General features: G+C 33.1%; 28 protein-coding genes. 7 read left to right on the plus strand and 21 right to left on the minus strand.

The annotated features are described in order from the left end of the window. Positions 1-2 precede the first annotated feature (2 nt). Genes UN64_RS02100 through UN64_RS02110 form a run of 3 tightly spaced genes read right to left on the minus strand, consistent with a single transcriptional unit; the run spans position 3 to position 3,078 of the window. Entirely contained in the window at positions 3-1,355 is a 1,353-nt protein-coding gene (locus tag UN64_RS02100; RefSeq protein ID WP_077359442.1) for a restriction endonuclease subunit S, read from the minus strand. Beyond that, a complete protein-coding gene (locus tag UN64_RS02105) occupies positions 1,356-2,759 on the minus strand; it encodes an N-6 DNA methylase (protein WP_077359443.1) in 1,404 nt (467 codons plus the stop codon). Positions 2,760-2,781: 22 nt separating this feature from the next. Then, positions 2,782-3,078 carry a hypothetical protein gene (locus UN64_RS02110; RefSeq protein ID WP_077359444.1) on the minus strand — a complete coding sequence of 99 codons (297 nt, stop codon included), beginning with the start codon at positions 3,076-3,078 and terminating at the stop codon, positions 2,782-2,784. A 707-nt stretch (positions 3,079-3,785) separates the two neighbouring features. On the opposite strand from UN64_RS02110, the gene UN64_RS02115 reads away from it, so the two are divergent. After that, the gene (locus UN64_RS02115) at positions 3,786-4,229 is read left to right on the plus strand and encodes a JAB domain-containing protein (RefSeq protein ID WP_077359445.1); all 444 of its coding nucleotides are present in this window, start codon (positions 3,786-3,788) and stop codon (positions 4,227-4,229) included. 117 nt (positions 4,230-4,346) lie between these two features. Here the strand turns inward: UN64_RS02115 and UN64_RS02120 are convergent, their stop codons facing one another. From UN64_RS02120 to UN64_RS02130, 3 genes are read right to left on the minus strand one after another with little or no spacing between them, the layout of a single operon-like run. Next, a complete protein-coding gene (locus UN64_RS02120) occupies positions 4,347-4,748 on the minus strand; it encodes a hypothetical protein (RefSeq protein ID WP_077359446.1) in 402 nt (133 codons plus the stop codon). A 24-nt stretch (positions 4,749-4,772) separates the two neighbouring features. After that, positions 4,773-5,252: a hypothetical protein gene (locus UN64_RS02125; RefSeq protein WP_077359447.1), complete on the minus strand. Its 480-nt coding sequence runs from the start codon at positions 5,250-5,252 to the stop codon at positions 4,773-4,775. 41 nt (positions 5,253-5,293) lie between these two features. Further along, a complete protein-coding gene (locus UN64_RS02130; protein WP_077359448.1) occupies positions 5,294-5,680 on the minus strand; it encodes an HNH endonuclease in 387 nt (128 codons plus the stop codon). Positions 5,681-5,931: 251 nt separating this feature from the next. Between UN64_RS02130 and UN64_RS02135 the strand changes: the two genes are divergently transcribed. Next, on the plus strand, positions 5,932-6,444 hold the full coding sequence (locus UN64_RS02135; RefSeq protein ID WP_077359449.1) for a hypothetical protein: 513 nt from the start codon (positions 5,932-5,934) through the stop codon (positions 6,442-6,444). Positions 6,445-6,959: 515 nt separating this feature from the next. On the opposite strand, the gene UN64_RS02140 is transcribed toward UN64_RS02135, so the two are convergent. The 5 genes from UN64_RS02140 to UN64_RS02160 form a co-directional block, all read right to left on the minus strand. Continuing rightward, positions 6,960-7,331: a hypothetical protein gene (locus UN64_RS02140; protein ID WP_077359450.1), complete on the minus strand. Its 372-nt coding sequence runs from the start codon at positions 7,329-7,331 to the stop codon at positions 6,960-6,962. A gap of 22 nt (positions 7,332-7,353) precedes the next feature. Continuing rightward, entirely contained in the window at positions 7,354-8,091 is a 738-nt protein-coding gene (locus UN64_RS02145; RefSeq protein WP_171978773.1) for a DUF4367 domain-containing protein, read from the minus strand. A 1-nt stretch (position 8,092) separates the two neighbouring features. Continuing rightward, complete coding sequence (locus UN64_RS02150; protein WP_077359452.1) at positions 8,093-8,635, minus strand: sigma-70 family RNA polymerase sigma factor; 543 nt, start codon at positions 8,633-8,635, stop codon at positions 8,093-8,095. 117 nt (positions 8,636-8,752) lie between these two features. After that, positions 8,753-9,334: a hypothetical protein gene (locus tag UN64_RS02155; RefSeq protein ID WP_077359453.1), complete on the minus strand. Its 582-nt coding sequence runs from the start codon at positions 9,332-9,334 to the stop codon at positions 8,753-8,755. A 12-nt stretch (positions 9,335-9,346) separates the two neighbouring features. Continuing rightward, a complete protein-coding gene (locus tag UN64_RS02160; protein ID WP_077359454.1) occupies positions 9,347-9,859 on the minus strand; it encodes a hypothetical protein in 513 nt (170 codons plus the stop codon). A 439-nt stretch (positions 9,860-10,298) separates the two neighbouring features. Between UN64_RS02160 and UN64_RS02165 the strand changes: the two genes are divergently transcribed. Next, positions 10,299-10,628 carry a hypothetical protein gene (locus UN64_RS02165; protein WP_077359455.1) on the plus strand — a complete coding sequence of 110 codons (330 nt, stop codon included), beginning with the start codon at positions 10,299-10,301 and terminating at the stop codon, positions 10,626-10,628. A 192-nt stretch (positions 10,629-10,820) separates the two neighbouring features. After that, the gene (locus tag UN64_RS02170; RefSeq protein WP_077359456.1) at positions 10,821-11,399 is read left to right on the plus strand and encodes a hypothetical protein; all 579 of its coding nucleotides are present in this window, start codon (positions 10,821-10,823) and stop codon (positions 11,397-11,399) included. Positions 11,400-11,694: 295 nt separating this feature from the next. Here the strand turns inward: UN64_RS02170 and UN64_RS02175 are convergent, their stop codons facing one another. The 10 genes from UN64_RS02175 to UN64_RS02220 form a co-directional block, all read right to left on the minus strand. Beyond that, positions 11,695-11,994 (minus strand): hypothetical protein, encoded by a 300-nt coding sequence (locus UN64_RS02175; protein ID WP_077359457.1) that lies wholly within the window; start codon positions 11,992-11,994, stop codon positions 11,695-11,697. A gap of 151 nt (positions 11,995-12,145) precedes the next feature. Continuing rightward, on the minus strand, positions 12,146-12,997 hold the full coding sequence (locus tag UN64_RS02180) for a GIY-YIG nuclease family protein (protein ID WP_077359458.1): 852 nt from the start codon (positions 12,995-12,997) through the stop codon (positions 12,146-12,148). A 111-nt stretch (positions 12,998-13,108) separates the two neighbouring features. Then, on the minus strand, positions 13,109-13,471 hold the full coding sequence (locus UN64_RS02185) for a hypothetical protein (RefSeq protein WP_077359459.1): 363 nt from the start codon (positions 13,469-13,471) through the stop codon (positions 13,109-13,111). Between the two features lie 8 nt (positions 13,472-13,479). Beyond that, positions 13,480-13,887 (minus strand): hypothetical protein, encoded by a 408-nt coding sequence (locus UN64_RS02190; protein ID WP_077359460.1) that lies wholly within the window; start codon positions 13,885-13,887, stop codon positions 13,480-13,482. A gap of 11 nt (positions 13,888-13,898) precedes the next feature. Continuing rightward, positions 13,899-15,083, minus strand: a complete 1,185-nt coding sequence (locus tag UN64_RS02195) for a hypothetical protein (protein ID WP_077359461.1) — start codon at positions 15,081-15,083, stop codon at positions 13,899-13,901. Positions 15,084-15,185: 102 nt separating this feature from the next. Further along, entirely contained in the window at positions 15,186-17,489 is a 2,304-nt protein-coding gene (locus UN64_RS02200; RefSeq protein ID WP_077359462.1) for a HelD family protein, read from the minus strand. Between the two features lie 347 nt (positions 17,490-17,836). Further along, positions 17,837-19,111, minus strand: a complete 1,275-nt coding sequence (locus UN64_RS02205; RefSeq protein ID WP_077359463.1) for a hypothetical protein — start codon at positions 19,109-19,111, stop codon at positions 17,837-17,839. Then, on the minus strand, positions 19,104-20,012 hold the full coding sequence (locus UN64_RS02210) for a hypothetical protein (protein ID WP_077359464.1): 909 nt from the start codon (positions 20,010-20,012) through the stop codon (positions 19,104-19,106). The genes UN64_RS02205 and UN64_RS02210 overlap by 8 nt, the downstream gene beginning before the upstream one ends. A 261-nt stretch (positions 20,013-20,273) precedes the next feature. Then, a complete protein-coding gene (locus UN64_RS02215; RefSeq protein ID WP_077359465.1) occupies positions 20,274-20,534 on the minus strand; it encodes a hypothetical protein in 261 nt (86 codons plus the stop codon). A 12-nt stretch (positions 20,535-20,546) separates the two neighbouring features. Further along, positions 20,547-21,218, minus strand: a complete 672-nt coding sequence (locus tag UN64_RS02220) for a hypothetical protein (RefSeq protein ID WP_077359466.1) — start codon at positions 21,216-21,218, stop codon at positions 20,547-20,549. Positions 21,219-21,928: 710 nt separating this feature from the next. On the opposite strand from UN64_RS02220, the gene UN64_RS02225 reads away from it, so the two are divergent. From UN64_RS02225 to UN64_RS02235, 3 genes are read left to right on the plus strand one after another with little or no spacing between them, the layout of a single operon-like run. Continuing rightward, positions 21,929-23,014, plus strand: coding sequence for a hypothetical protein (locus UN64_RS02225; RefSeq protein WP_077359467.1), 1,086 nt, complete (start codon positions 21,929-21,931; stop codon positions 23,012-23,014). Beyond that, positions 23,014-23,874, plus strand: coding sequence for a hypothetical protein (locus UN64_RS02230; protein WP_077359468.1), 861 nt, complete (start codon positions 23,014-23,016; stop codon positions 23,872-23,874). Before UN64_RS02225 ends, UN64_RS02230 begins: the two co-directional genes overlap by 1 nt. Continuing rightward, positions 23,874-24,359 carry a hypothetical protein gene (locus tag UN64_RS02235; RefSeq protein ID WP_077359469.1) on the plus strand — a complete coding sequence of 162 codons (486 nt, stop codon included), beginning with the start codon at positions 23,874-23,876 and terminating at the stop codon, positions 24,357-24,359. The genes UN64_RS02230 and UN64_RS02235 overlap by 1 nt, the downstream gene beginning before the upstream one ends. Positions 24,360-24,506: the final 147 nt, after the last annotated feature.

The following is a 24,506-nucleotide window of genomic DNA, read 5'->3' on the forward strand; positions in this document are numbered from 1 at the left end:
AGCTAGTGATGAGTGTTTTCTTGCTTCACGAGTTCTTTGGTGAATGTTTGAATTTCTTTTTCAAGTTGATCATCTGAATTTGATTTAATAGCTTCCTTTATTAAGTTTACTATTGTTTGCTGCTCTTGTAAGGATGGAAGTGGAACCTGAAGTTCCTTTATATCTTTTAGTTTTATAAATTGCTGAGCTGCTCCTTTAGCTCTTTGCATCAGTTGGTTTACAGCCCAGGAAGTTTGCAAGTAAAAGTTTAAATACTCGGGTATCAGTCGTTTGGTATCGACATCAACAATTGTTATGTGCTGATTGGCGATACTACCGTCTAATCTTTGATCGACTATAGCTGCTTTTCCGATTGTACCAACTCTCGAGATTATAACGTTTCCTTCATTTAAAACAGCTTTTGGGTTATTTATAGAAAAATCGTCTTTTACATATATCATATCGTCTAATAAAATTGAGCTTTCATTTAAGTCTTTGATTCGTACGTAAGGTACTCCGTTCTCTTGATATTCTTTTGCAGGTATCGCTGCTCCTGACCGGAAATCCGAAACACTATCAAGTGATAATGTTGGGACTGACCATTGTTTACCTATAGTAAGGGTCATGTAGTAACCTACATCCATCCGATCCTCTAAATCTTCATAAGGTAATATCTTATAAAAAGAATTCTTGATTACATTGGAAGAATCATGTGAATCGGAACGCATGCCTTTTGCAATAAATATATCTTCAATAATTGTGTCTAAAGACTTTACTTTAGCTTGTTTCTTAAACCATAAATCATATAGACCTTGAGCTCTGTCTACTTTCTCGAAATCTAATTCAAGGAAGGGTAAGTGAATTAATGATAGATCACTTATCTTAATCGTCGGTACTGCTGTACCTCTAGCTAGTGAAACTAGGTTTCTACGAACTTCAGTGCTTCGTAGAATGAAATACAATAATGGTGAGACGTTAGTTCCTTGTTTTGGCCTTAAAACTACAAACGTGTTGTTGATAATGCTACCCGAAAATTCTTTCCCAATAATTGCAACCAAGTTCCGTTCCGGTCGCACTGTAGAAAGGATGATATCCCCTTCTTTTACTAAAAGTGATGCCCGCGTGGGAAGATCTTTACCAAGAAATTGTTTAGCATCAACAATAACTCCTTTTTCTGCTGAAACTGCACTCAAGTCGATGTATGTGTATAATTGATTCGATTTGATATTCTTACGATCGAGTTTTTCTGGATTAACATCCACCGAGTCAATTAGAGGAGTACCTTCAGTATTACTAGCCACTGGAGTTAGTAATGAATTAATAGACCAAACCTTGTTCTCTAAAATTTCGTATGGCATGACTTTCATCATAATCATTCAAGAGTACCCCCCATTTTTCCAGTTCTTATAGCCCTCTACTGCTTCAGAGAATTGTTCAACACTCTCACAATTAGCGAGGAAAAGGTTATCTGCTTTTTCTTTATTACTGGTCTTTCTCCTTAAAACTAGTAGGTTGACTTTTATCCCTGTATACGGCTTCAAAGTATGAGGGGGAAGACTAATAATCGCCTCCACTATCATTCGTTCCTTTAGCAAAGAGCGTGTTATTTGCGCTGTTTCACTAAATAAGAAAGATTCTGTTACTAATGCAACTACATAACCACCAGGTAAAACCATTTCAGTAGCTCTTTCTAAAAATAATTCAGAAGTCTCAAGAAATTTTCTCTTTCCCTTATTCGTCACGGAGTATCTAAAGTATTCATCTTTCATTTTTTGAACTTTTCCAAAAGGTGGATCTACTACTACTACATCATATAAAGTATTTAAACTGTTATTTGGTTCAAGAGCATCGCCAGAGATTGTATGAGTATTCTTGTGTCCACTAATAACGCTTAACATTTTAAAATAATTCGCTGTGGACTTGTTAAGCTCAATTGCGGTTAACTTCTTAATATTAAGATTACTATTTATCAGAGAATGAGCGATGCTTCCATAGCCTACTCCCATGTCTAGAACAGATAAACTGTTTAAATTTAAGGAGTTAATAATGCCTGCAAATAATTCTCGAACAGTGGGAGAAGTCAGATACTCCCCGTGAAAATTATTACGTTCTATTAGATTAATCATCAATTGACCATATAAAGGATGAGTTGCTGGAATTTCACCTAATTTCCAAATAAAATGCTTAAAGTTTCTTTCTCCAATTATTTGTTTTTCAACATACTGATCAATTCCATAATGTTGATATATTGTTGTTTCCAGTAAATCATAAAACTTGTTTTGATCCATTTCATGCCATTGTTCAAGGGACTCATTTTTTTGTAAATATGATCGTGTCAGTAATCCTTGAAGGATAATAAGCCAGCTGTTCTGAGGAGGCATATCCCCACGGAAGGCATCTAATAAAACATGAAAAGTTCTTTCAATTTCTTGTAGGTCTTCAACAAATATTTTTTCTGTTTTGAAAGTTGGATTCTCTATAGGTAGAAAAGTATCTGTTTCAAACCAGATTGTTCTATCCGGTGTAACCAGTAGAGCATACGGTGTTTGAAAAATCTCTGCATAGCTCATTAATTGTTTTTGAGCTGACATAGTAGGTTGTAGTTTGATTTCTACTACAACTTGAGGAACAAGTTCGTTGTCTGGGGTAACGGTGTAGCCCACTAGATCAACAATTTTATTATTCATACGAACCTCTTGTTTAACAACCGGCAATCCCCTTTCTTTTAAAATTTTAACTATCTCTATTTCCATACTTTTTTCATTAAATTGAATCGTCAATTGGAAGCACCCTTTCTGTTTTTTAAGCTGTTTCTTTTGTTTTTGTTTTGTATAAATTAAATGTCCTGAGTTTCTTTAAATACAAGTTTTCATGCTCTGTTTCTTTTCCTGATAGATAAGCAGCTTCGGAGATTGGTTCGATTGCACGGACCGCAGAAAGAGGTCCCTTCCCTTTTTTTACTCCAGGCATGGTACTTACAAGGTCAATGACATCAATTGAATTGAAGTGACAAGGGGTTTTTAAAAATCTCGGTACACTTACTTCATTTCTGCTTCCTACATGGCCGTAATAGCAAACCACTTTCCAATACTTATCCATCAGTTACGCCTCCCTGATCTAACTGTATTTATTTTTACCATTGATGCGTTTTGTATATTAGTAATATACCACCAATTTTTGGGTTTGTAAACGCATTTAATTAAAAAAAAAATAATATTTTACGCGCCAATGATAAAATATAGAAAAATCATAAGATAACAGCAAAAACATTGCATCTATATTTATAGAAACCAAGTTAACTCAATACATAATAGATGCGATTTTGCGGGGCATCGAACCCCTTAAACCCGACTGGATCCGGCTACGCCTAAATACAGTTCGCTTCTTTTTCTTCATCTGTTTTCGCAGTTTTAGAAAAAATCACTTTGATATAACGGCTGCGGGCATCGAGCCCTTGACGTTAGGCGACGGCATTCCTTTCGATCTGCTTTTCGCCGCCGGTGGGTGCGGCTCTTCTCCTTCCTTCGTTCTCTTCATAGTAACAACTTCGCTTATTACAGCCGGAAGGGCGGGCGTTCGGGGAAAGAAATCGGCAAAGCCAAGTCGGCTAAACCACCGTAATCTTGCAAAGTACGCAAGCTAACGGTGGCTAAGTCATTGGGCTTTCCTCGCTTTCTAACGGAAAAGCCCGTAAAGCATGGCCTTTCCCTACCCCTCTCTGGCAAGTTCGCTTCTTCGTGAGCGCACCCTTCCCCCTGTTTGCACGAATTGTTCAGGCTTCCTCAACACGGAAGGGAGAGATTAAAATGGAAACAATCTACGAAGTAGTGAGGATTAAACAAGTAATCAAGGAGGTGGAGGCAAACGAAAAGTTCGTTATTCGTTCGCCACAGGACGCTGCGGATGTTGCAGCTCAATTTATTGGAGATGATGATCGTGAGGTGTTCTTTGTGATGTGTCTTAACACGAAGAACCAAGTGGTTGCAGTGCATCGCTGCCATGTGGGAGGGTTAAACGCTAGCATCTTTATGCCTAGAGAGGTATTCAAGTCTGCGATTCTAAATAACAGTGCATCGATCATCGTGAGCCATCAGCATCCTAGTCAAGATGTCACGCCTTCTCGAGAAGATATTGAGGTGACATCAAGGCTTGTAGAATGCGGAAAGATACTAGGGATTGAGGTATTAGATCATCTCATCATCAATACAAAAGCCAACTACTACAGTTTGAAAGAGAATGCTAGATTGTAAGAGAGAGGGAGGAAATCCTCCCTTTTTTTTTGCTCATTTATTCTATTTATATAATAGATTTCCATCTAATATCTTAAAACAATAAAGTTAGCACCAATCTTACAACTGTTTTTATAACTAGAATGGAGCATCTTCAGTACTTTGTTCTATTACGTCTGCTTCACCTGACTTTACTTTCTCTTCGTGCTCTCTCATGATGCTTTGAAATTCTAATAATTCCTCCTCTTCAGCTGGACGAAGTTCATTCACGAACTTATCGTCCTTATGCGGAGCAACCATCAAGAATGGAGCTTCTTCTTTGTCGTTGTCATCCTGAAGTACGATCATGATCTTCTCAGGTGTGCAGACAGCGGATACCGTATTTAAACGAGTAGGTTCTCCATTATTTAAAGTCGTCTCGAATCCAGAAGGAATCGTATCGATAATCGCGCGCGCATCAAAAGAAGCTTTACGCTCTTCCATTTTCTTATTTCTAAATACAGATAAATCAATAATTCCTTGTTTAGTTCGTTTTGTCACTGTCTGATCTCCTTGGCATTTATTTTAATATTCCAGAATGTTATCAATACTTTCTAAAACATCTCTTGATAAGTTTTGATTTGCCTCTTCATTGAGTTCTCTCTGTCTTTCGAGTTTTGCTTCTTCTTTTCTTACTTCTTCCTTTAAGTTTTCAAGTAGTTCTATCACACCTTCTTCTTTAAAAAACAAGTAGATGTTTCCAAAGTAAAGCCAGTAGCCTTTAGGATTATCACGTTCATAATGAAATGTTAATTCAAGAGGAGGATTCAATACACCTTGTTTTTTACTTGCAGCATATTGATCAAAAAATAATGTTATATGACCTTTTGAAACATGAAACTGGAAACCACTTAAAATAGGAATGCCTTTATTAACACTGAAATTAGAAGTTACTTCAGGATAGTGGTTACTATCACCAATTAATTGAACACAAATTTCATTTCCTGACTCTAGCACACTCTGTAAAAATACTTGAAACTCTAATATTGACAATGTTTTTTTCATAATCCTATATTTCCTTTAATTTATATTTTGAGTACTAATAGTTAAAAATTTACTTGTGTATTTTTAGTTACTAAGAACGTTTTTAAATCCATTTTCCCTTTTTGTTCATTGCAAGGCTTACAGCAGCAAGCCTGGTTTTCAGGAAGATCACTGCCGCCTTTTGCCCTTGCTATGATATGATCTGCTGTTAATTCAGGATGGTCGTGATGCATTACTTTACCGCATATGTAACATGTGTATTTGTCTCGTTCTATGGCTACTTGTCTGAATATCTTTTTATCCTCTCTATTGTAACGGAGCTTCAAGGTGTTCCAGCCAATCCAATCAGCACACTGACGAGTGATCAATTGATGTGCTCTCTTCTTGGTGCATTTCGATATTTGAATTCCGTGCTTATCCATAACTGTGATATATTGCTTGCTTTCCAAGACATTAGTGCCTCCCTTTTAACCAGATCTATGAAAATCACTTCTTATTTTTAGCAGCAACCATACCTGTAATCGGTAATTTTTTCAAAATATAAAGTGGTATGTATGGGTTGTATCTATTTTGGAGCTTTTTTTTTCATAACCTTAAAGTTTATTGCGAATCTTTTTCCTTTTGAGTGGGTGATTATTTTGTATACTTTGTATACGAAATGATGTACACTATGTATACAAAGTATACAGGAGGGAACGTCATGAAACATACGACCAAAAAAATATTGGAAGTTTTTCCGGATCTTGAGCAGCACTTGTTAGGAAAAAAGAACATGAATGAAGAAGTTTTAAGCGCTATGGACCCTGTAAAACGAACGTTCCTGCAGCTGGGGAGCTTTTTTGAAAACCCTAAACAGGAACATTTTGATCTTGCTCTTTTGTATCAGCATTTAGACGGTGATTGGCTGGAGTTGGCATTAGAACTTATTACTCGTTATTTCAGGGAAGAGACGTATCTCATTCAAAAGCCTTCTTATAGTCTTATTAAAGATGGTTCGGATTATTTGAATCAAACGGAGTTTGCTCGGTACTTGACTGATCAGGGAGTTCCGTATGACCGGCAAAAACTGAACTTGTATTATGAACGAGGGAAAGTGCCAAAAGCCGATCTTTTTTTGGGCAGTGGCAAAAAATATTGGCATCTCTCTACGGTGCAAGCCTTTTGCGAACAGGAGAAGAATCGAATGATTCATAAGTTTGAAAGAGAATGCTAGATTGTGAGAAATAGGGAGTAATACCTTTTTTCTTGTGATAAAAAAGGTATTATTTCCGAACAGCTGGCTGAAGCTGAGTAGGAGAAATTCCTAGAAAAATAAATCACTCCCCCATGACTCAATCCCCTAGGTACTGCTTGTACATACATTAAAAAGAGGTTGCACCTACTTTAGATGCAACCTCTTTCTGTTCTCAGTCCGTTATCCGAATAGTTTGCTGATGACGTAAACTATAATCGTCATTATTGTTACTTGAATAACGATGATATAAGTTTTCTTAAGGAAACTACCCTTGTACTTATCCTTCCATTCAAAAATTACTAGAAAAAAAAGGATAGACAATGCTGTAAAAAAACTATTCAGAATAGACATCATTTCACCACTTTATGATTTTTAGTTTACCCACCATCCTGTAAAACACTTTTTTATAATTGTAAAAGTTCAACATAGCCACCAAGTAAGAATACTTGGAGATTTTATATATATCGACTTATCTCTTATGTTTCATTCCATTTTTAATTCCCAGTATTGTTTTTAAGGAAATTAACTAGCTGGTTATAATCATCTGTTCTATAAATTTCCTCTTTATTATCAAAGACAATATAAGTTGGTTCTTCTTTTAACTTTAAAAACTCATATTTTTGTTGAGCTCTCTTTAACGAGCTGGCATTAAAGATAGATTGAATGTTGTTTATTTCCGCATCTTCCTCTAGGTCAAAACTGTCTCTCTCATCTCCAACGATAAAAAGAGCAACTTTATTTGCATCCTCTGCTAAAAAGCGTTTTTCCTCTTCGGAATTTGTGTTATCGATTGTTGTGTTACTGCATCCTAATAACATACAGATTAAAGTTACAGCTACTATTGTTTTTACATTAGACAGCATCATTTTAAAAACACTCCTCTAGTTGTTATTTCATAGATTTGGCTATTTTAAGCAGCTCTTCAGATTCCTCGCCACTCTTATTCTTAAATGAATAATACCTCAAATCATATTCAATACCGTTATCAATCCAACTTATCATGTCGACATTCTCATTTTTCGTTAAATAAGCATTATTTCCGTTCAATGATACTTCTTGATGATAATCATGTTTTTTTATGATTGAATTTACATTGTTAGGAAAGTTAGAAATCGTTAATTCAACATATCTTGCCCCCTGATCGGTTGTGTCAGGAATATACTTAACATCAACGGAGATTTTATTTTTATCTTCAAACCATTCTGTAATCGTAGCTACAGGTTCTTTTTTCGAAAATGGAAGATAGTACGGTAAATTATAATTAAATAATACTACTTCTTTCGCTTTTTCAATAGATACTGGACTGAAAATTTTCCTCTCATTCCCAACCGTGTGTTCAAGCTTAAGTTGGGAAACATCAATTTGATCGCCTGATCGAATAGTTGTTTGGCTGCTATCTCCGCTCAACTCCTGAAAGATAAAGAAACTCGTTCCCCCAAGCAAGACTGTACATATAGCAATATTCATTACTGGTTTTAACAGAGAGAATCTCTTAAAAGGAGATACTTTATTCGGTAAGATAGATATAGAATCCATCACTTCTCTTTTTCTCTCTTCTGAAAACTTAGCATCTTTAAAGGTGCTCTCTAACATCGCTTCTCTAATTTTAGTTAATCTGTTCTCCATTTTAAATACCCCTTTCCATAAACGCATTTTTCAAGAGATCTTTTGCCCTTTTATGACGAGTTTTGATTGTGTTGAGGTTGAGTTCTAATAAGTTACTAATCTCAATTAACGATAGCTCTTCAAAATAATGCAAAAATATAATTTCGCGATATTTAACAGGTAGATCTAAAACCGCATCTGATATCTGCTTATTTTCGTCTCTTTCCAGAAGGACCTCTTCTGCAGATTTTTCTTTAAAGAATGTTATTAAACTATCTGATATGATTGTTTGTCTGTAATGCCAGCTTCTAAAATAATCTTTACAGATGTTCACCGTAATTTGGTATAACCAACTTTTGAAATTCTTTCCCCTAAACTGTTCAAATTTTGTAAAACACTTTATAAAAACTGCTTGGGTAACATCATCAGCTTGAGACTTGTTTTTCACATAACTATAAGCTAGGCGAAAAATATCTGTGCTGTATATCTCCATAATCTGTTCGAATTGCTCTTCTTTAGAACTTATGTGTTGAAGACCATTCGCTTCCGAACGGTTATACCCCATAGTGAGCCCCTCCATCATTGTTGTACATATAAGACGTAGCTTACCGCAAAATAGTTTGGATAAAATAAAAACATTCTAAAGAAAAACCTTTAGAATGTTTTTATTTTATCATTTCAATTATTGTTCGAAGTCAAACGAATTTACCATCTCTAATGCTACAACTTTTGAAACTTTAGCCTTTTTGTCTTTATCAAGGTATCTTGTAACCATATACTGATATCCTGTTTCTTCATCGACCCAATCGATCATTTCCGCATAACCATTAAAGAAATAATTAACATCAGCGCCGTTTTTCAACTTAGATTTTTCAGGCATCTTCTCTTCTTCATAATGTACTTTGGGAACAAAATCGTGAACTCTTACAGAAATAACGCTTCCGTCATTACCCCAGAAGAATTGCTCATATGCTTGTAAATCATCAGTTTGATCTTTACTTCCCATATCATCAACTCTAGCTAACACTTTATCTACTTTAAAAGGTAGTTGTTTAGGCATCTTGATTTTAGCTTTGAAGTTTGCCTTCAATTCGGATTTAGCGACTTTAACATTTTGTGCTAATGGTTTTACGTCCTTTGATTCCTTCAACTCGATAGGAGCATTATCATCATTAGAAGCACTTGTTAATACGGATCCAGCTGAGTAACCACCTACCAATAATCCAAAAGCTAACGTAAATTTTATCATTTTTTTCTTTTCCATCTTATTCACCCCTTATCTTGGATAAGTAATTGCATCGTATGTGTATTGGTTGTCTGATCCTGCAGCCCAAATATCACTAATCATTCTTAGCGTAGACTGTCCAGTTAAACTTACGTTATTATTCATTGAAATAGAGATATAACTAACATCTCTGAAAAGAGTACCCGAGTAGGATCTTCCATAATAATCTACAACCCCTTTGTCACTTACCCAAGCATAATTGTAGAACGGGTCACCCGCAGTGACAGAAGTAGGATCCCACTTTTGATTCGTGTAAGTGATGGAACTTGAGTACCCAGTATACTTATGAGAATGTGTATGCTGGAACGTTCCTCCACCTTGCCAAGAATACCCGTATGTATAGTTGTTACAAGTATTACCAGTGCCACTATGAGCCACCGTGCAGGTTGAGGTGTCATACACTACTGTACCTGCATTTGCTGTTTCATTGAAATGAGCTCCAGCAAAGCCAGCTCCAAACAAACAGCCCCCTAAAACTAACGATAATAGTTTTCCTTTTTTCACTTTATCTTCCTCCCTATCATTACTTACATAAAATGGTACCACAAATACAAGAGGAAAAAGTTGGGAAAAAAGGGGGTTAATAGTAAGTTATAATCGATGACATAAAAGGACAATTTTCCCAAGTTAGTTTTAAAGGATTTTAGGTCTTATTGTCGAAAGTGAACAATTTTCACACCTTTTTACCTAATTCTATATTGTTGTGTTTCAGGAATTTGTTTGCTTAATGAGATAAATATTATAAATATTGATACGTTTATTTTCATAAAAAATAGTTAGGAATGAGCTTTATTGGCTTTTATTTTTGTTCAATATGACTGATTTCGTCTGGTTAAATTAGTCATATTGATAATTTTGTATCCTTTAAACTTAGTAAATGGCCTTTTGATTCTTTCCATCTTCTCTTATACATTTATTTCTAAGTTGATAAGGAGGTAATGAAATGAACAAAAGAGACATTCGGTTTTGGGAAGTTCCAGCGACGTTTGATGAAGGGTTTCTGAAGAAAAAATTTCATATTGAATATGAGGACACTACGTACCTACACCGTACCCTTTATTTAGAGTTTACTAATCTATCTGTTCAGGGTCACGGTAGGATGTGGATGTTCGTTATTAAATGTGATGATTATCTTGAAAACAAAATCATTTACGGTGAGATCGTGAAAGAGATTCATAATCTATTTATTCCATTCTTACAAAGGGAATATGATTATGTACCAGGTGTTGTTCTGGTCGATTCAGAACACAATGTATACAATCAGAGCTCCTAGAAAAGGATTTCTATTTCTTTTTTTGAGGATAATACAACAAAGAAAACAACAATGATAATATTATTAACATATATGTCATTGTAAAAGACATATAAAAAGTAACAGAGAATGATTCAGTTGATGCAATCTATCTTAAGAAAATGCCGGTTTAATACTTTAAGTAAAACTATAACTTATGAAGAAGGATGTAACATGATCAACTTAAGAAGACTATCACCCATTTGCCCAAAGTGTAAAAGTTCGTCGACGTATGACGTTATTCCAAACTTACCTGAAACACCTGAACACCAATTACAAGCTCTTGATTATAATTTGGATAACTATGCTATAGGAAACGCAAAATTTTATTGTATGACGTGTAATCATACTTGGAAGAAGTATAGAGGAAAGAAGCTTTATGAACGAATAACAAGAATCTACGCTTCTACTTGGGGATTTCCTGGTCCAAACTACGAAGTAAGAATAGATTGTATTAAGAAGACGATTGAACACTCAACTAGTTTATATGATAGAAAGCGTCCAGGAATAGATTTAAAAAAATTAAACGATAACGAAATAAAATGGCTCCTAAATAGGTTATATGAATGCAACCTTTTAAACTGGGCGGAAGAGTATGAAGTTAATGGTCTTGTGTGTGATGGAACACATTGGAGTGTCCGAATCGAATATGACACATATTGTGAAATAAAGACAGGCAGCAACCATTTTCCTGACAAATGGACACGGTTTTGTAAAGTTATCTCAAAATTAAGTGACAATGATTTTTATTAAACTTAACTTTACACGAATACTAAAAACAAGGACCCTTAAAAATAGGATCCTTGTTTTTTTAACTATTAACATTGAAAATGCGTATTTATTTTATCTCTTCTTTAAATCATTAGGGGAGCTGTTCATTAGTCGAAGTCGATAAGCTTCATCGATAAAAGGTTTAATCAGAGAAAGGTTCTTGACCCATTCTAGCCTGATATAGACTTCACCTTGAGTCAAAACAGTGCGCATGAGAGTAATGTTTCAAAAACTTCCAAAAAAACCCGCGTTTACATACTCTTTAATTTCAGTTTATTCAAATCCCTCTCACTTTTTCCTTTATCTTGTTCACATCGTTAGCTAAAGAGTCGAACCTTTTTTCAATTTTTATGCTGTTGTCAACCAAATGAGCGAATCCCATAGTAAAAGCCCATTGTACTGCTCCACCCATAACCGTTAAAAGAGCTATTAACCAACGTGATGGGTCTGGTTGAGGGTCGATACCTATACCACCCGGAACCTTCATAGTCAAGATAAAATAAACAGCAAACATAAAACTCATAACCAATAGAACATTAGCCGCAATACCCAGCACAAAAACCGCTTTATTTCCCATATAAAAAACCCCTTTTTAAAAACTGTAATAGTATTTTTTTCCGTGCCTTTTCCCTTTAATAACCACTTTTGTTACTAGTGATGACCTTTAATTTAAATTAAATTAAAATCATCTCTAAAAAACCCTCGTAAACTTTCAAATTATGCAGATTTTATTCCAATTGTTCTTTCCTTAGTCCATCCAACCCTTGCCAAAAGATCCAGCCATTCTGAGAATGACCTGAACAAAGTTCGGCAGGTGTACTTGGACTATTAAATTCTACATCATCAACTAGTTTTGCAATTGAATCGTCTAATTTAACAGCTTTACCCGCTTCGATAAGTTGGTTAAATCTTCTTAATGAACGTTTATAAAAAGTCCCTCCATCACTCCAATCTTTTGTTCGATCTAACGGTGCTCTAATTTCAGAGTTTTCTAGTAGAATGAACTTTCCATCTCTAATCGCGATCTGAGCGTTATATGGAGATTTGGCATTAAAAATTTCATTATTTAATTCATTATCGATAGATGGTGATGGTTTGAACGATATTCCCATAGCCTCTAGCAGAAATTGAATTTGTAAAGCAAAGGAATTCAGGGTAGATTGATTAAAGACATTTACATTAGGCATTACCGTTCTCAAATCATGGTTTTCCAGGCTATATTGTGTTTTTGCAAAGGCCTGAATAAAAAAGTACTCCAGGTAATCAATACTTAATTTATCAAAACTATTATTATCAGTTACAAACAAAATTCCATATTGCCAGAAGTCTTTTTCCCTCAAATGTGATTTTATACGCTTGATTCCATTTACAGACTGGCCAATATAGACACTTGATTCTTCAGAATCCGAGAATAGAAAATAGACTGCATGATTATTTGCGTAATCTAGAATTTCCACTTTGTTTAACTGGCTTTTTGTGAAATAGAACCCTCTAATCTGACTTGTTGGATCCTGAAAAATTTTTAATGAAGCTGCATAATCTGTATCAGGAAAATACAACATCAAAGTTCGGTCATTCACATTGGTTCACCCCTTTATATACTTACACGAGGAATATAGGTTGTAATTTAATAAATATTTGCTGAAAAAAATCCTAACCATCTTCCTATAAAATAATTTGCTAGAAAAGCTCTAATTATTTTGTTTTAACTGTCCAATAGACTTATGTATTAAAGCAAGTACTGTTAAAATCTTCTCTCCCCAGCCTTCAATATCTCTAAATGAGTAATTCCATTCATAAACGATTCCAGCCAAAATTGAAGGGTTTATATCACAATAATTATAAACGTCATGATAATCTTCCCAGTTAGTCATATCATTGATAATTTGGTTTAAATAATCAGTTATGGATAATAAATCAATCTTATAATTTATAAAACACTTAATAATTTGATCTTTGGTAAATATATTTTGATTTTTCACCCTATCATCAATTTCTACTTCAAAATACTCCCCGTCAGGAAGTTCCCAGGCTTTTGAATAAATCTCAGCCAATACCTTTGCTATAGATTCAAGAGTTCTAAAATAGGAGTTTGTGTTGCATAATATAATTCATGGTCTAGAAAGGATAGGAGGTCTATAAATTCTACAATACTTTTATTTAATTCCCATTCACCTTCTATAAAGTTATATACTCCAGGAAATCTTCCTTTTGGAACATAGCCTGAGATATCTTCTCCCGATGTATACATTTCATAGAATTCTTCAGCATCATCATATTGTTCAAGTGGCACCTTTAAAGTAACATAATTGGTTATTTCTCCAGATAAAGTTTCGTAGTCATGCCAACTTGTATCCCATTGAATATATGGAGCATTACTCTTTAAATCATTTATTATTTTTTCTAGTCCTTTTAAGTCCGCATTGTCAAAACTATCTATTGTTTCATAGTCCGTAGTCTCTGGGTACATAACAATACTCCTTAATCATTATTTAAAAACAAGCATGCCAAAATTCGGAATGTAAGTTCTAAAGCATCATTAGGATCACTCTTAACCATATTCCAGTAATATTCCTCATCATACTCTGTGTGAGCTTTAAGCAGTGTGAAAAATTTTTCTTCAAAATCCTTTTTTTCTTTTTTCCACCAAATCGGAAGTCCATTATTTAATTGTCCGAACCAATATTCGAAATCATATTCTGAAATTTCATCTGTGTCTTCAATTGTTATAATATTTTCTCTTATAGGAAGTCCATCTATATCTACAATTCCAGATGGTAAACGATATTTTAGGCATGGATCAACAATATTATCCAAAGCAAACTCATACGCCTGATAGGGAAGGCGTAAAATTTCAGATAGATTTTTGTAATAGCTCCCAAACAATTCTTGTTCGAACCATTTAGTCTTACTTTGTATTCCTTTCTTTCGTAGCCAATAAATTATCTGGTTAGCAAAAAAAGTGTCACTATCTGAATGATAAACACACCTCTTCCCTTCTGATATGTATGAAAAAACATCTTCAATTTCACTCCAAGTAATAACGCTAACTCCTAAAATATTTTCAATTCTATTATTTTCTCTTTTTGGATAAAACCTACTTAGTTTGCTCCAGTCATGGTTCAACTCTTTAATAAATGAAACTCCTTTGGGACTGTGCTTCTCATCTAAAACTAACAGCGAAAATAATAAAGGTCGGTCATTTGCATAGTCCAAACCAATATCTATGTTTCTTATTATTTGGTTTCGCATAGAATTATTTTTTGTTCTAATACTTATATCACTTTTGTATTTTGCTTCTATAAACCAAACAAAGTTTTCAGATTCAATAATTACATCGACTTCCGTTTTTCCTTCTTTAAAAGAAAGTGCATCAGGAGGAGTTAACTGTTTCCACAAATGAATTCTTATATTATCCTCATCTAAATTTTCAAATTCATCATTAAATGCCCTTTTTATTAAATAAGGGAGCCAATCACGTGGATTTATTTTTTCAAGTGTTTTAAACACATTCCATGTGATTGCATCTTCACTGTTTTCACTACAAAGAGCTGAAAGTTTAGATTTTCTCATCCCCTGAAAAACTGGATCATACCTGTCTATTATTAAGTTGTCCCTAAAATCGTTAAAAACAAATACACCACTTTTTGTTTTACTTCCTATCAAAATTAAACACTCCCCCATAATTCAGTTTGCAATCTATCTAAGGAGCATAAACAAATATCCCCCTTAAGGAGGATATTTTTAAATCAAACGCTACTTTATTGTCTACAAAATACCAATTCGTTCTTTCTTAATTTTTTCCTTTTTTACCATCGAGGATAAAAGTGGAGTAATAACTTTGTGGTAAAAAATATGTAGCGAGTGATGCGGCCGAGTTAACGATACAAATAATAATTTTGCATCTAACTCCTCATTTTTATAGTTCTCTTCATTAGCATTTGGAATAATAACAGCATCAAATTCAAGACCTTTAACTAAATATGATGGTATTACTGTAATAGACTCCGAAATATTAACATCCGAATCTAAAACAAGTTGAACCGATGAAATACCAGATTGCTTTAGTAGGTTGTAAAGCCCTTCACTTCTTCTGGCATCCTTATGAATAATAGCAATTTTTTGATATCCAACTTTTAAAAATTGTTCGATTGAAGTAAGAATATTTTCAAGTAAATCGTCTTCATCAGATATTTGTTTGCAGACAACCTCTTCTCCCGTTCTATTGAAAGGTATGACTAGCTGATAAGGTAAGTTGGCGTTTATAATTATTTGATTTGCTGCGTTCATAATTTCATAGGTGGATCGGTAACTTACATTAAGATCTGCTTGTTTAATAGCTTTATCTTTCCATACCGTACTTTTTAATTCATCCCAACTGCTTATACCATTATATGAATAGATGCTTTGTGTCACATCGCCTAAGATAGTCATAGATTTTGTAAGTAAGTTTAGAACATATATCTGAAAAGGACTTAAATCTTGAGCTTCATCAACTACAATATAATCAAATGTATTAGGGAGTGAATTTATCTTATGTTCAATATATATTAAAGCTGCTAAATCTTCATAATAAGTTTTATTCGTTCTATTTGTTTTCAATAAATTAATCAATTTGTCATCAAGTTCCGGAGCCATATTCGGAAGTAGTACAGGATTTAAAATCTTTTGTAAAATTGATTTACTTGTTAGTTCTTCAATATCTTCTTTATATGTCTTCCATTTTGTTGTCACTTCATTTTTAAACAAGTTACATTTATATTCATAAGCCTTTTCTAGTGCTGAAAAGGTTTGTTTTCTAATATCACTATCTTCCGGTAAAGTAAATACCCATTGTTTTTCTGCATCTTCAAATTCTTTATTAAACTTATCTAACTTTTTAGTAAGTAAATCTGATTTCCATCTTTCAATAGTTTTGATTACTTCTTTTCTTCGTTTTTCTATAGGAAGGTAAGAATAGGAGGTTAGTTTTTCTTTAATGTCCTTCTTTAAAAATATATAGTCTTTTTTCTCAAATACATCATAGATTTTCAATTCATTTATAGAATTTTCAAGGTGTTCTTCTAAGTGGGAAATGTAGTCATCAATGATCTCTTTAAAGCGAAAAGAACCTTTAAAAATTGTAAATGGTATTATTTCATCTTCATCAAGTTGTTCGTTAACGATCGCTGCAAGTGTATGATGTGGTTCAATAATTTTACCTAGTTTAGGAATGAGCTTTTTACTTAGAGTTGTAAAAGTATCTTGTTGTATTCCTTCAATATCAAGTCCTGGTAAAACTCCATTTATGTAAGATAAAAACATTTTATTTGGTGCTAAAATAAGGATTTTTTTCGGAAGAAGTTTATCTTTATACCTGTATAACAAGTAAGAGATTCGGTTTAATGCTATGGTGGATTTACCACTTCCTGCTACTCCTTGAATAAGTACGGGTTCTTGTATCCCTAATCGTATTATGTCATTTTGTTCTTTTCTTATAGTTGCAATAACTTTCTTCAATCCATGGCCATTACTGGACTCATTAAGTAATTCAGATAGAAATCGATCCGAGTATTTTGAATCTGTTTGTTCCTCATTTGAATAAGTTTCTTTATTAATAATTTTTTTATTTTTTAATGCTTGATCACTAAATGTATCATTATAATCTACTAATTTATCTTGTTTAATCGAAAGCTCTCGTTTCAACAATACTGTTACTTCATTGTTGTATTTATTGTCTATCTTATAAGTAATTTTTCCGTTCCCTCCAAAAAAAGCATGAAAAGCATCTCCAAAAGGTGAACGCCAATCACAAATTATATTGTTAGTTTCATCTTCTACAACTGGAACTTCCCCAATATAGTAAGTTTCTATATCACCTTTTTCTAATATATCAACACGGCCATAGTATAAATTTTTTCGAGCTTCACTATATTTTGAAACTCTATGTTTAGCAATGCTGTTACCAGGAAGGTCTAAATCATTGCGCTTTTTTCGTTCAGTACCTTTATTTTGTTCAATCAGCATTTCAATAGTTTTTATTGTATTATTTAAATGAGTTTGTTCCGTAGTAATTATTTCATTAGATTTCATGCTATCCCCTCAACATTCATCATTTCAGTATAAATACCGCTTAGTTTTTAATCGGCTAATTAAGCATAAATTTCATAAACAAAATGAAATTAGTTGGTAAAAATTGATATTTTTTTGCGCCGATTTATTTACTATGAAAAATAGAATCATAATAATTAATAAAAAAAACACTGCAAATCACAGTGTTTTTAACATTTTAGTATGTTAATCAGAATTATTGTTCAGAATCTTACTCGTTAAAGGTCAAGGTTGTTTTTGAAAGGAAAATCTATGTAACATGTCATATTTTTTAAAATTAGGTAAATACATTGCAATCATTTTTTTGAATAGTTTTATTCAAATTTGGTTTATATTTTCATTAGAGTCTTATAACTTTCTGCAAAACTGGTCAACTCTTTTTGATAGAGAAATGGATGTACCTGACTTTTAAGCACAGTGTCTAAGATATGTTGAACCTCTGTTTCCAGATTAATCCTATCCTTTTGGGTTCTAATTAAATACTCATTCAGTTCATCTCTTTTATTTTGAGTATATATCTGTTTCTCTCTATATTTTTTTTCAAGTAAAATGTGTATATTTTTTAACACAAAATGTGATTTAATATGATCAAGTACTGTTTGAAATGTTGACTTTCGCATCAATTCTTTTTTAGGAAATACTGATAAAAGCTTACTTAGTAGAATTTCGAGGTCATAAAGTACTTGTTGTTTTTCTTTTTGAGTATAAAGCTTTTTAATAAATTTTGTTAATTTCTTACCATGATAAGCTCCACCTAAACCCATAATGATTGGTAGTACTACAACTCCTGCAGGACCGAACAATGGACCGATTAATATGCCTGTCCCTTTGCCGATCATGCCTGCCATCCCCCTAGATGCGGTTTCATTCGCTACGTTCATCCCTGCTAAACGAAAACTCAGGCCGTCTGTAATCACTTTATAACCATTTGTTAAACTAGAAACTCCTAATGTTATGATAGGAATCTCTAAGTCTGTAATTTCTGCTGCATGTTCTAATGTAGATTTTGTGAGTTCTTCTACTGTAATGTTAGAGACATTTGTTCCATATACAAGAGGATTATTTTCTAATGAAGATGCTAGCTCTTGATTAACAAGTACAGGGATTTCGGGGTATTGTCTAAAATGTTCATAAACACCGGTTGGATTGTTTAAACACTTTACCTGAAATGGTTGCCCATCAACAATTAAGTCGTAACCAACTTGGTTTGATGTACTTGGAAACCCCACTTCGTGCCCTTTTCCTTGAAGTTCTAAAGCAACCAGATGTTCCGCTGTATAGCCTTTTAAACGGGTAAGTTCTCCAGTATTTTCAAAATTAAAACTAGCTGCAAACTGTTGAAAGGTAAAAAAACTTGCCAAGTCTTCACTTCTTGCAAAATCAACTGATTTTATTACATTTGGGTTTACCATTAAATAATCATAGATTACATCGATAAATGAGATTCCTGTTACTACAGTTGAATTGGCGTTCTGATTTCTAAACAATCTATCTACAACAGCGATTCCGCCCCGCTGCTGTTCTTCTAATTGGATGTTTACTGCATCTTCAAAAGACCCATTCTCCCAGAGTTCAATGAATTTTTTCCATTGGCTCTCATTCATCTAAGAATGTCTCCCATTCTGGTACTATGTTTTGATCCGAAACCATAATTTGCATCATAATGATTGGGGCAATAGCTTTTTTCATTTTCTTATTTTGCCACCTTAACAGACCTCCGCCTCCTAGGATAAGTGCCGGAACCATAAATAAAGGATTAGCGATTACGGCAACAGCAGAGGTCAATGTTACATAGACAGCAAATGGTAAGGTTATACCCACTAATCCAAATATACCTGCCACAACTGAAGTCAATGTAGTGTAAAAGGCGAATCCTGCCACTTGCACTATAATCGCAAATACTGCTGCTGTTCCGTTTGTTGCAATTAACTTTTGAACAGAATTGCTCGTGATTTCAGTAACACCTAATTTTTCAGCAATCTGTTTTTGTTGATTTTCTGGAAGATCTGTTAAGAAATCTTCTAAAGAATCCCCCATCTCTTTCATTTGTGTAGCAGTCATCTTCCTGTCACTAATCGAATCTATCAAACTAAACATTTGAAACTTGGTGATTTCTTCTAACTTGGTAGTCTGTTCTTGGTTTGTTGAAAAAGATATGAATTTTTTGTTATCTTTTTTCATTTGCTCGTACATAGCATTAATAATCCGATCACACTGCTCTACAGTATCTTGTTTAGTTCCGAGCTTTCTATTAGGGATGCCATACAATTCAGCGAGTTCCTTTATCATATTCCTTCTAATATGATTATCAGGGGTATAACGATATTTAAATGATTCTTTTTTAACCATTTCCATAATTTCTGAATTGTTACTGCTAGATATCTTTTCTTTCGCAAAAGGAATCAGCATCTTCATGATATTAGAATCATGTAAGAGCGCATAATTAAATTTAAGAGAATTACTTTCCATAACTAATAACGATTCTGCCATATCTATACTATTCATTTTTTTCTTTCCTTTCTATATATCAAACTAGAATGTATATCGGTAAAAAGTAAAATATTGTTAACTTTATGGTGGCACTACCAACTACGATTACAGATTTAAAAAAAACGTAATGTACTATTCACATTTGCTAACTTTCTCTCTTTTTTAAAAAATAAATAGAAGAATTAAAACCACAAAGAAATACTTGTATATTTTTTTAAAAAAATTAAGCAACGAACCCCTAAATGTTCGTTGCTTTTTTTGGAACTTTAAATATTACTATAAATTATACCTTATTGTCAGAGTCGATCCTTTTCCTTTGGGTGGAGCGGAGATTATATGATCTCCTCTTTCATTAATCATCATTGCATACATTGCATCACAGCATGTAGCCATACGATGGTTTCCTGCTGGCATACCTAATCTTTTATGAAGTTCAAGAGCGACTATTTCAATGTATGGCTCTCCTTTTATTTTAGCTTGTTTTTTTAAAGCATCAATTTCCTCTTTAAAATCAGTTACTCTTGGTAAAGGATGCAACTTAATCACCACCTATTTATAGCAATCATTCATCTTTTTTAATACACTTTCAATTAAAGTTTGATAGTAAAAATCGTAATCTTCCAGACTATAAGTTGGTGGTACTTCACCAAGTTTATAAGTCTTATAAAATTTTTTTGTACTCTTTTTGTTATCCCTAGAAGTATCCAATGTGTAAATAAACATTTCAGGATACTCCTTTGTTTCTTCTTGATAACCTGTGCCTTCTATCTTTAACCCATTAGAATGTTTTTCTATAAACCTAAGTCTTGGATCTTCAAAAACATCTAAAAGCTCTGCACATTTTAAAGTGATGGTCTTTAAAATTCGTTTTTGGAAATTCTTTTTTTCATACGAAAATAAATCAACTACAATATCAGCTATTAAAGTAACGATGTCCTCTAAATAAAAACTAAAAAAAGTCGCTTCATTATTATTGTAAAGGGGATTGTCATAAGTAACTGGTTCGGTATTAACATACAACCTACCTTGAATTACCATATTTTGATTATGCTGAACTAATAACAATACATGTGGGAACACTTTAAAAAAAGGAATTAAATAATAGGTATAGTCTAGCTCTTTATTTATTTTACCATGAAAAGTATATTTGTTTAATTCATCTTCATTTACATACATATCAAACATTCCTAAAATCTTATTAACGGTCTGAAAAATGTCCAATTTTATCACCTTTCTTAATTTACTTTTCTTTCCTAATAATATTCATTAACCCCTCCAATCACAGGATAAAAATAAGCACAAAAAAACTCTTTGAATTTTAGAAAAATACACACACTTATCCCCGTGTGTAAATCTTCTAAACTCCAAAGAGTTCATTGCTTGAATACCCGCTGACTAAAATAGTCGCAAAAAATAAAATTGATTCTTTGAAAAGAGCACTTAAAATAAACTAGGCTTTAGCCTTAAGATAATATAACCATAAATGGAAAATATAATCAACTATTAAATTTAAACCTTTATAAACTTTTTCACTTAATTCTGGAAATGCATTTCTCCAGAAATTTTTTGTTTAACAAATCATTCAGAAAATCTCATTTCTTCTTTAGCGGTATACCTTTCTTTAGCGGTTGATTATATCCTGTCAATTTCCTGTTTCAATTCAAAAACCTTTCGGCTTTCCTCTTTTGTAAGCATATCATCATAAGCACTTTCAGAAGTTACCGATTGTGCAATTTGAAATATCCAATATAACCTTTAAATTAGATATGTTTCATTCAAAATTCTTTTCTTTGCATAAAATAAAAAGCTTTAGTCGGATAACTGAAGCACAATGAAGTACATTAATACAATAACATCCATTATCAACTAATTTTGTTTATAATTAACTTATATTTTACACTTTATCAAAAAACTGATTAGGAGGATGTTAAATGAAAAGTTTACTAGGGTTCTTAGGTAAAAATTTTAGTACTCAGACAGAAAATCTTGCTACTGAGGCTCTAACCTATATATTAGAAAACAGCTCAGCTGCACGGTCAGCACTAGTAAAATTAAATTCAATCATTCTACCCGAAATTAATCCTCAATTAATCTATCATAGTCAAGTTTTCGGAGAGGATGCTGCAATCCCTGATGTAGTGGGATTTGATCATAATCAGGAATCCGTACAAATTATTGAGGCTAAATTTTGGGCTGGACTCACCGACAATCAACCCGTTACCTATTTAAATCGATTATCTGATAATCAACCTTCACTACTCCTCTTCTTGGTCCCTCATCTAAGAATGGAGAGTATCTGGGGTGAACTACTATTTAGACTTGGAGAAAATGGATTTGATTATCAGAACATAAAGATTCAAGACAATATCTTTTCAGCTGAAATCTCACCTGCAAAAATGTTAGCAATAATAAGTTGGGACAGTCTGCTTAACTTAATGTTGATTGAAATGGAATTACAAAAGGATGAAGCATTTAAAGGGGATTTATTGCAGTTGAAAGGTTTATGTAACGAACTGGACAACGATGCTTTCTTCCCGATTCAATCAGAAGAAATTTCACCGATGATAGCAAGAAGAAATAATAACTTTTCTGATCTTGTTGATGAAATTATTTACAAAGGCATAGCAGAAAACTATTTCTCTAATGAAAATGGCAAATTAAGAACGACATATGGCCCATATCATTATGGTAGGTTCTTTAAGTGTAATGACTTTTATGCTTCTCTAGTTTTCAATAATATCGCATGGGGAGATTTATATAATACACCTATTTGGTTAGAAATCTATGGTAAAGAATGGCGAAGCCCTATTCATTTAAACAAAGTGAAATTAGCACTTAGTTCCTTACAAATTGAAACTCCAAGACGGCTATATATTGTCGATGGTACTCCCTACATTCCAATTTTCTTAAAAATAGGTACTGAAAAATCAGTATTACTCAATGATATTATGAAACAAATTCAAGAAGTCTTCACCATGCTCCAATTAAATTTCGATCAAAAGACTACGGTGAAATAATGAATATTTTTCAGTATCAAGGTCAAGAAGAGGATCATTACACAAATATTTTATTAAATATAATCTCATTAAATAATTGTAAACTTGCTAAACCCTTCTTACAGTATTTGATACCAAATGAATCAAAACACTTTATCTTTAATAAGGAAGACGTGTATATCCGTAAAAGATATCGACCAGATAAAGAGAAAAATATTGAAATGATCATAGGAGTTGCTCCTTATCAAAAAGCAATTTCAGAAAATTACACTCTTGAAGAAAATATAAGTTCTATTCCGGATGCATGGATATGTGGTGAAAACTTCAATATATTGTTTGAATTTAAAATTAGAGGAGTATTGGATGAAGCTCAAATCTCAGCTCATCAAAAACTTGTTTCAGCAAACTCAAAAGTTATACGTCTTCAATGGCATAATGTTAAGAGTGCATTACATGAGATAATCACAAACGAAGAATGTACTGATACCGAAAAATTTCTTATCCATCAATTTCTTGAAGTCAGCAAACTATTTAAACAAAAGAGAAACTCTTCTGGAATGCCATCTCAAATTATAAGTAATGTTCGAAACGAAAATAAACTCCATTTTATTATTACTGGTAGTAAAGCGACTGGAACCTATTCCGTTGATTTAGTTGTTGAAAATAGAACGGATCGATTACACAGTTCATTAAACGGGATTCAATCTGCTAGGCGTTGGATCGCTAAATTTATTAATGAATCTTATTCACAGCTTCCAATAGAGTATATTGGTGATGAAACAATCATTCATGACTATTGTGTTGTACCAGGTAGGTCTGAAAAGAAGAATCAATGGAATCAATGGAGAATAGGTTCCATGTTAGAAAAGGGGATGAAATAATGCCAAAATCAAATCAAGCTTTAAAAAGTCCAGATCCCATTGTTATGACACCAGATGATGTAAATGAAGTTCTTTGTACTTATCTATCTGCAAATGGGTTTTCTATTAGACGTGGCCTTGATCATTTCGAAATAGATATTCGAGCTGTTAGAGGTCAAGTTGAGCTTTTCATTGAGTCACGGGGCAATCAAGCATTTAAAAATAAAGGATCTGATATTGTTTTTGATAGTTCACAAATAGATAGCCATCTCTCAGAACATATTTCACAGATTATGAGATTTCAACAATCAATTTCTTCTCCATATGAAAAGATATTCATTATGGCCAATCCATATATACCAAGAATCATAGAAAGGGTTAACAAGCTTAATAAAGGACTAGATAAACTAGGAATTATTAGAGGGTGGATTAATAAAGAAGGTAGTATTACATTTGAGGCGGATCAAAACTTACTAACTAAAATTGAAGATACTCTCGATAAGTAATGCTACATAGAAAGGAAAGAATTCAAATACAATTCTTTCCTTTTTCACTTCTGAAAGTAATTAATTTTATATATCTTATACAACATATATAATGATTTCACCTCAAGTTGTTAGTTTTTAAATTATGCTTACCATTCTATTACTTTA

It is taken from the genome of Fictibacillus arsenicus (assembly GCF_001999465.1).
Classification (GTDB): Bacteria; Bacillota; Bacilli; order Bacillales; family Fictibacillaceae; genus Fictibacillus; species Fictibacillus arsenicus.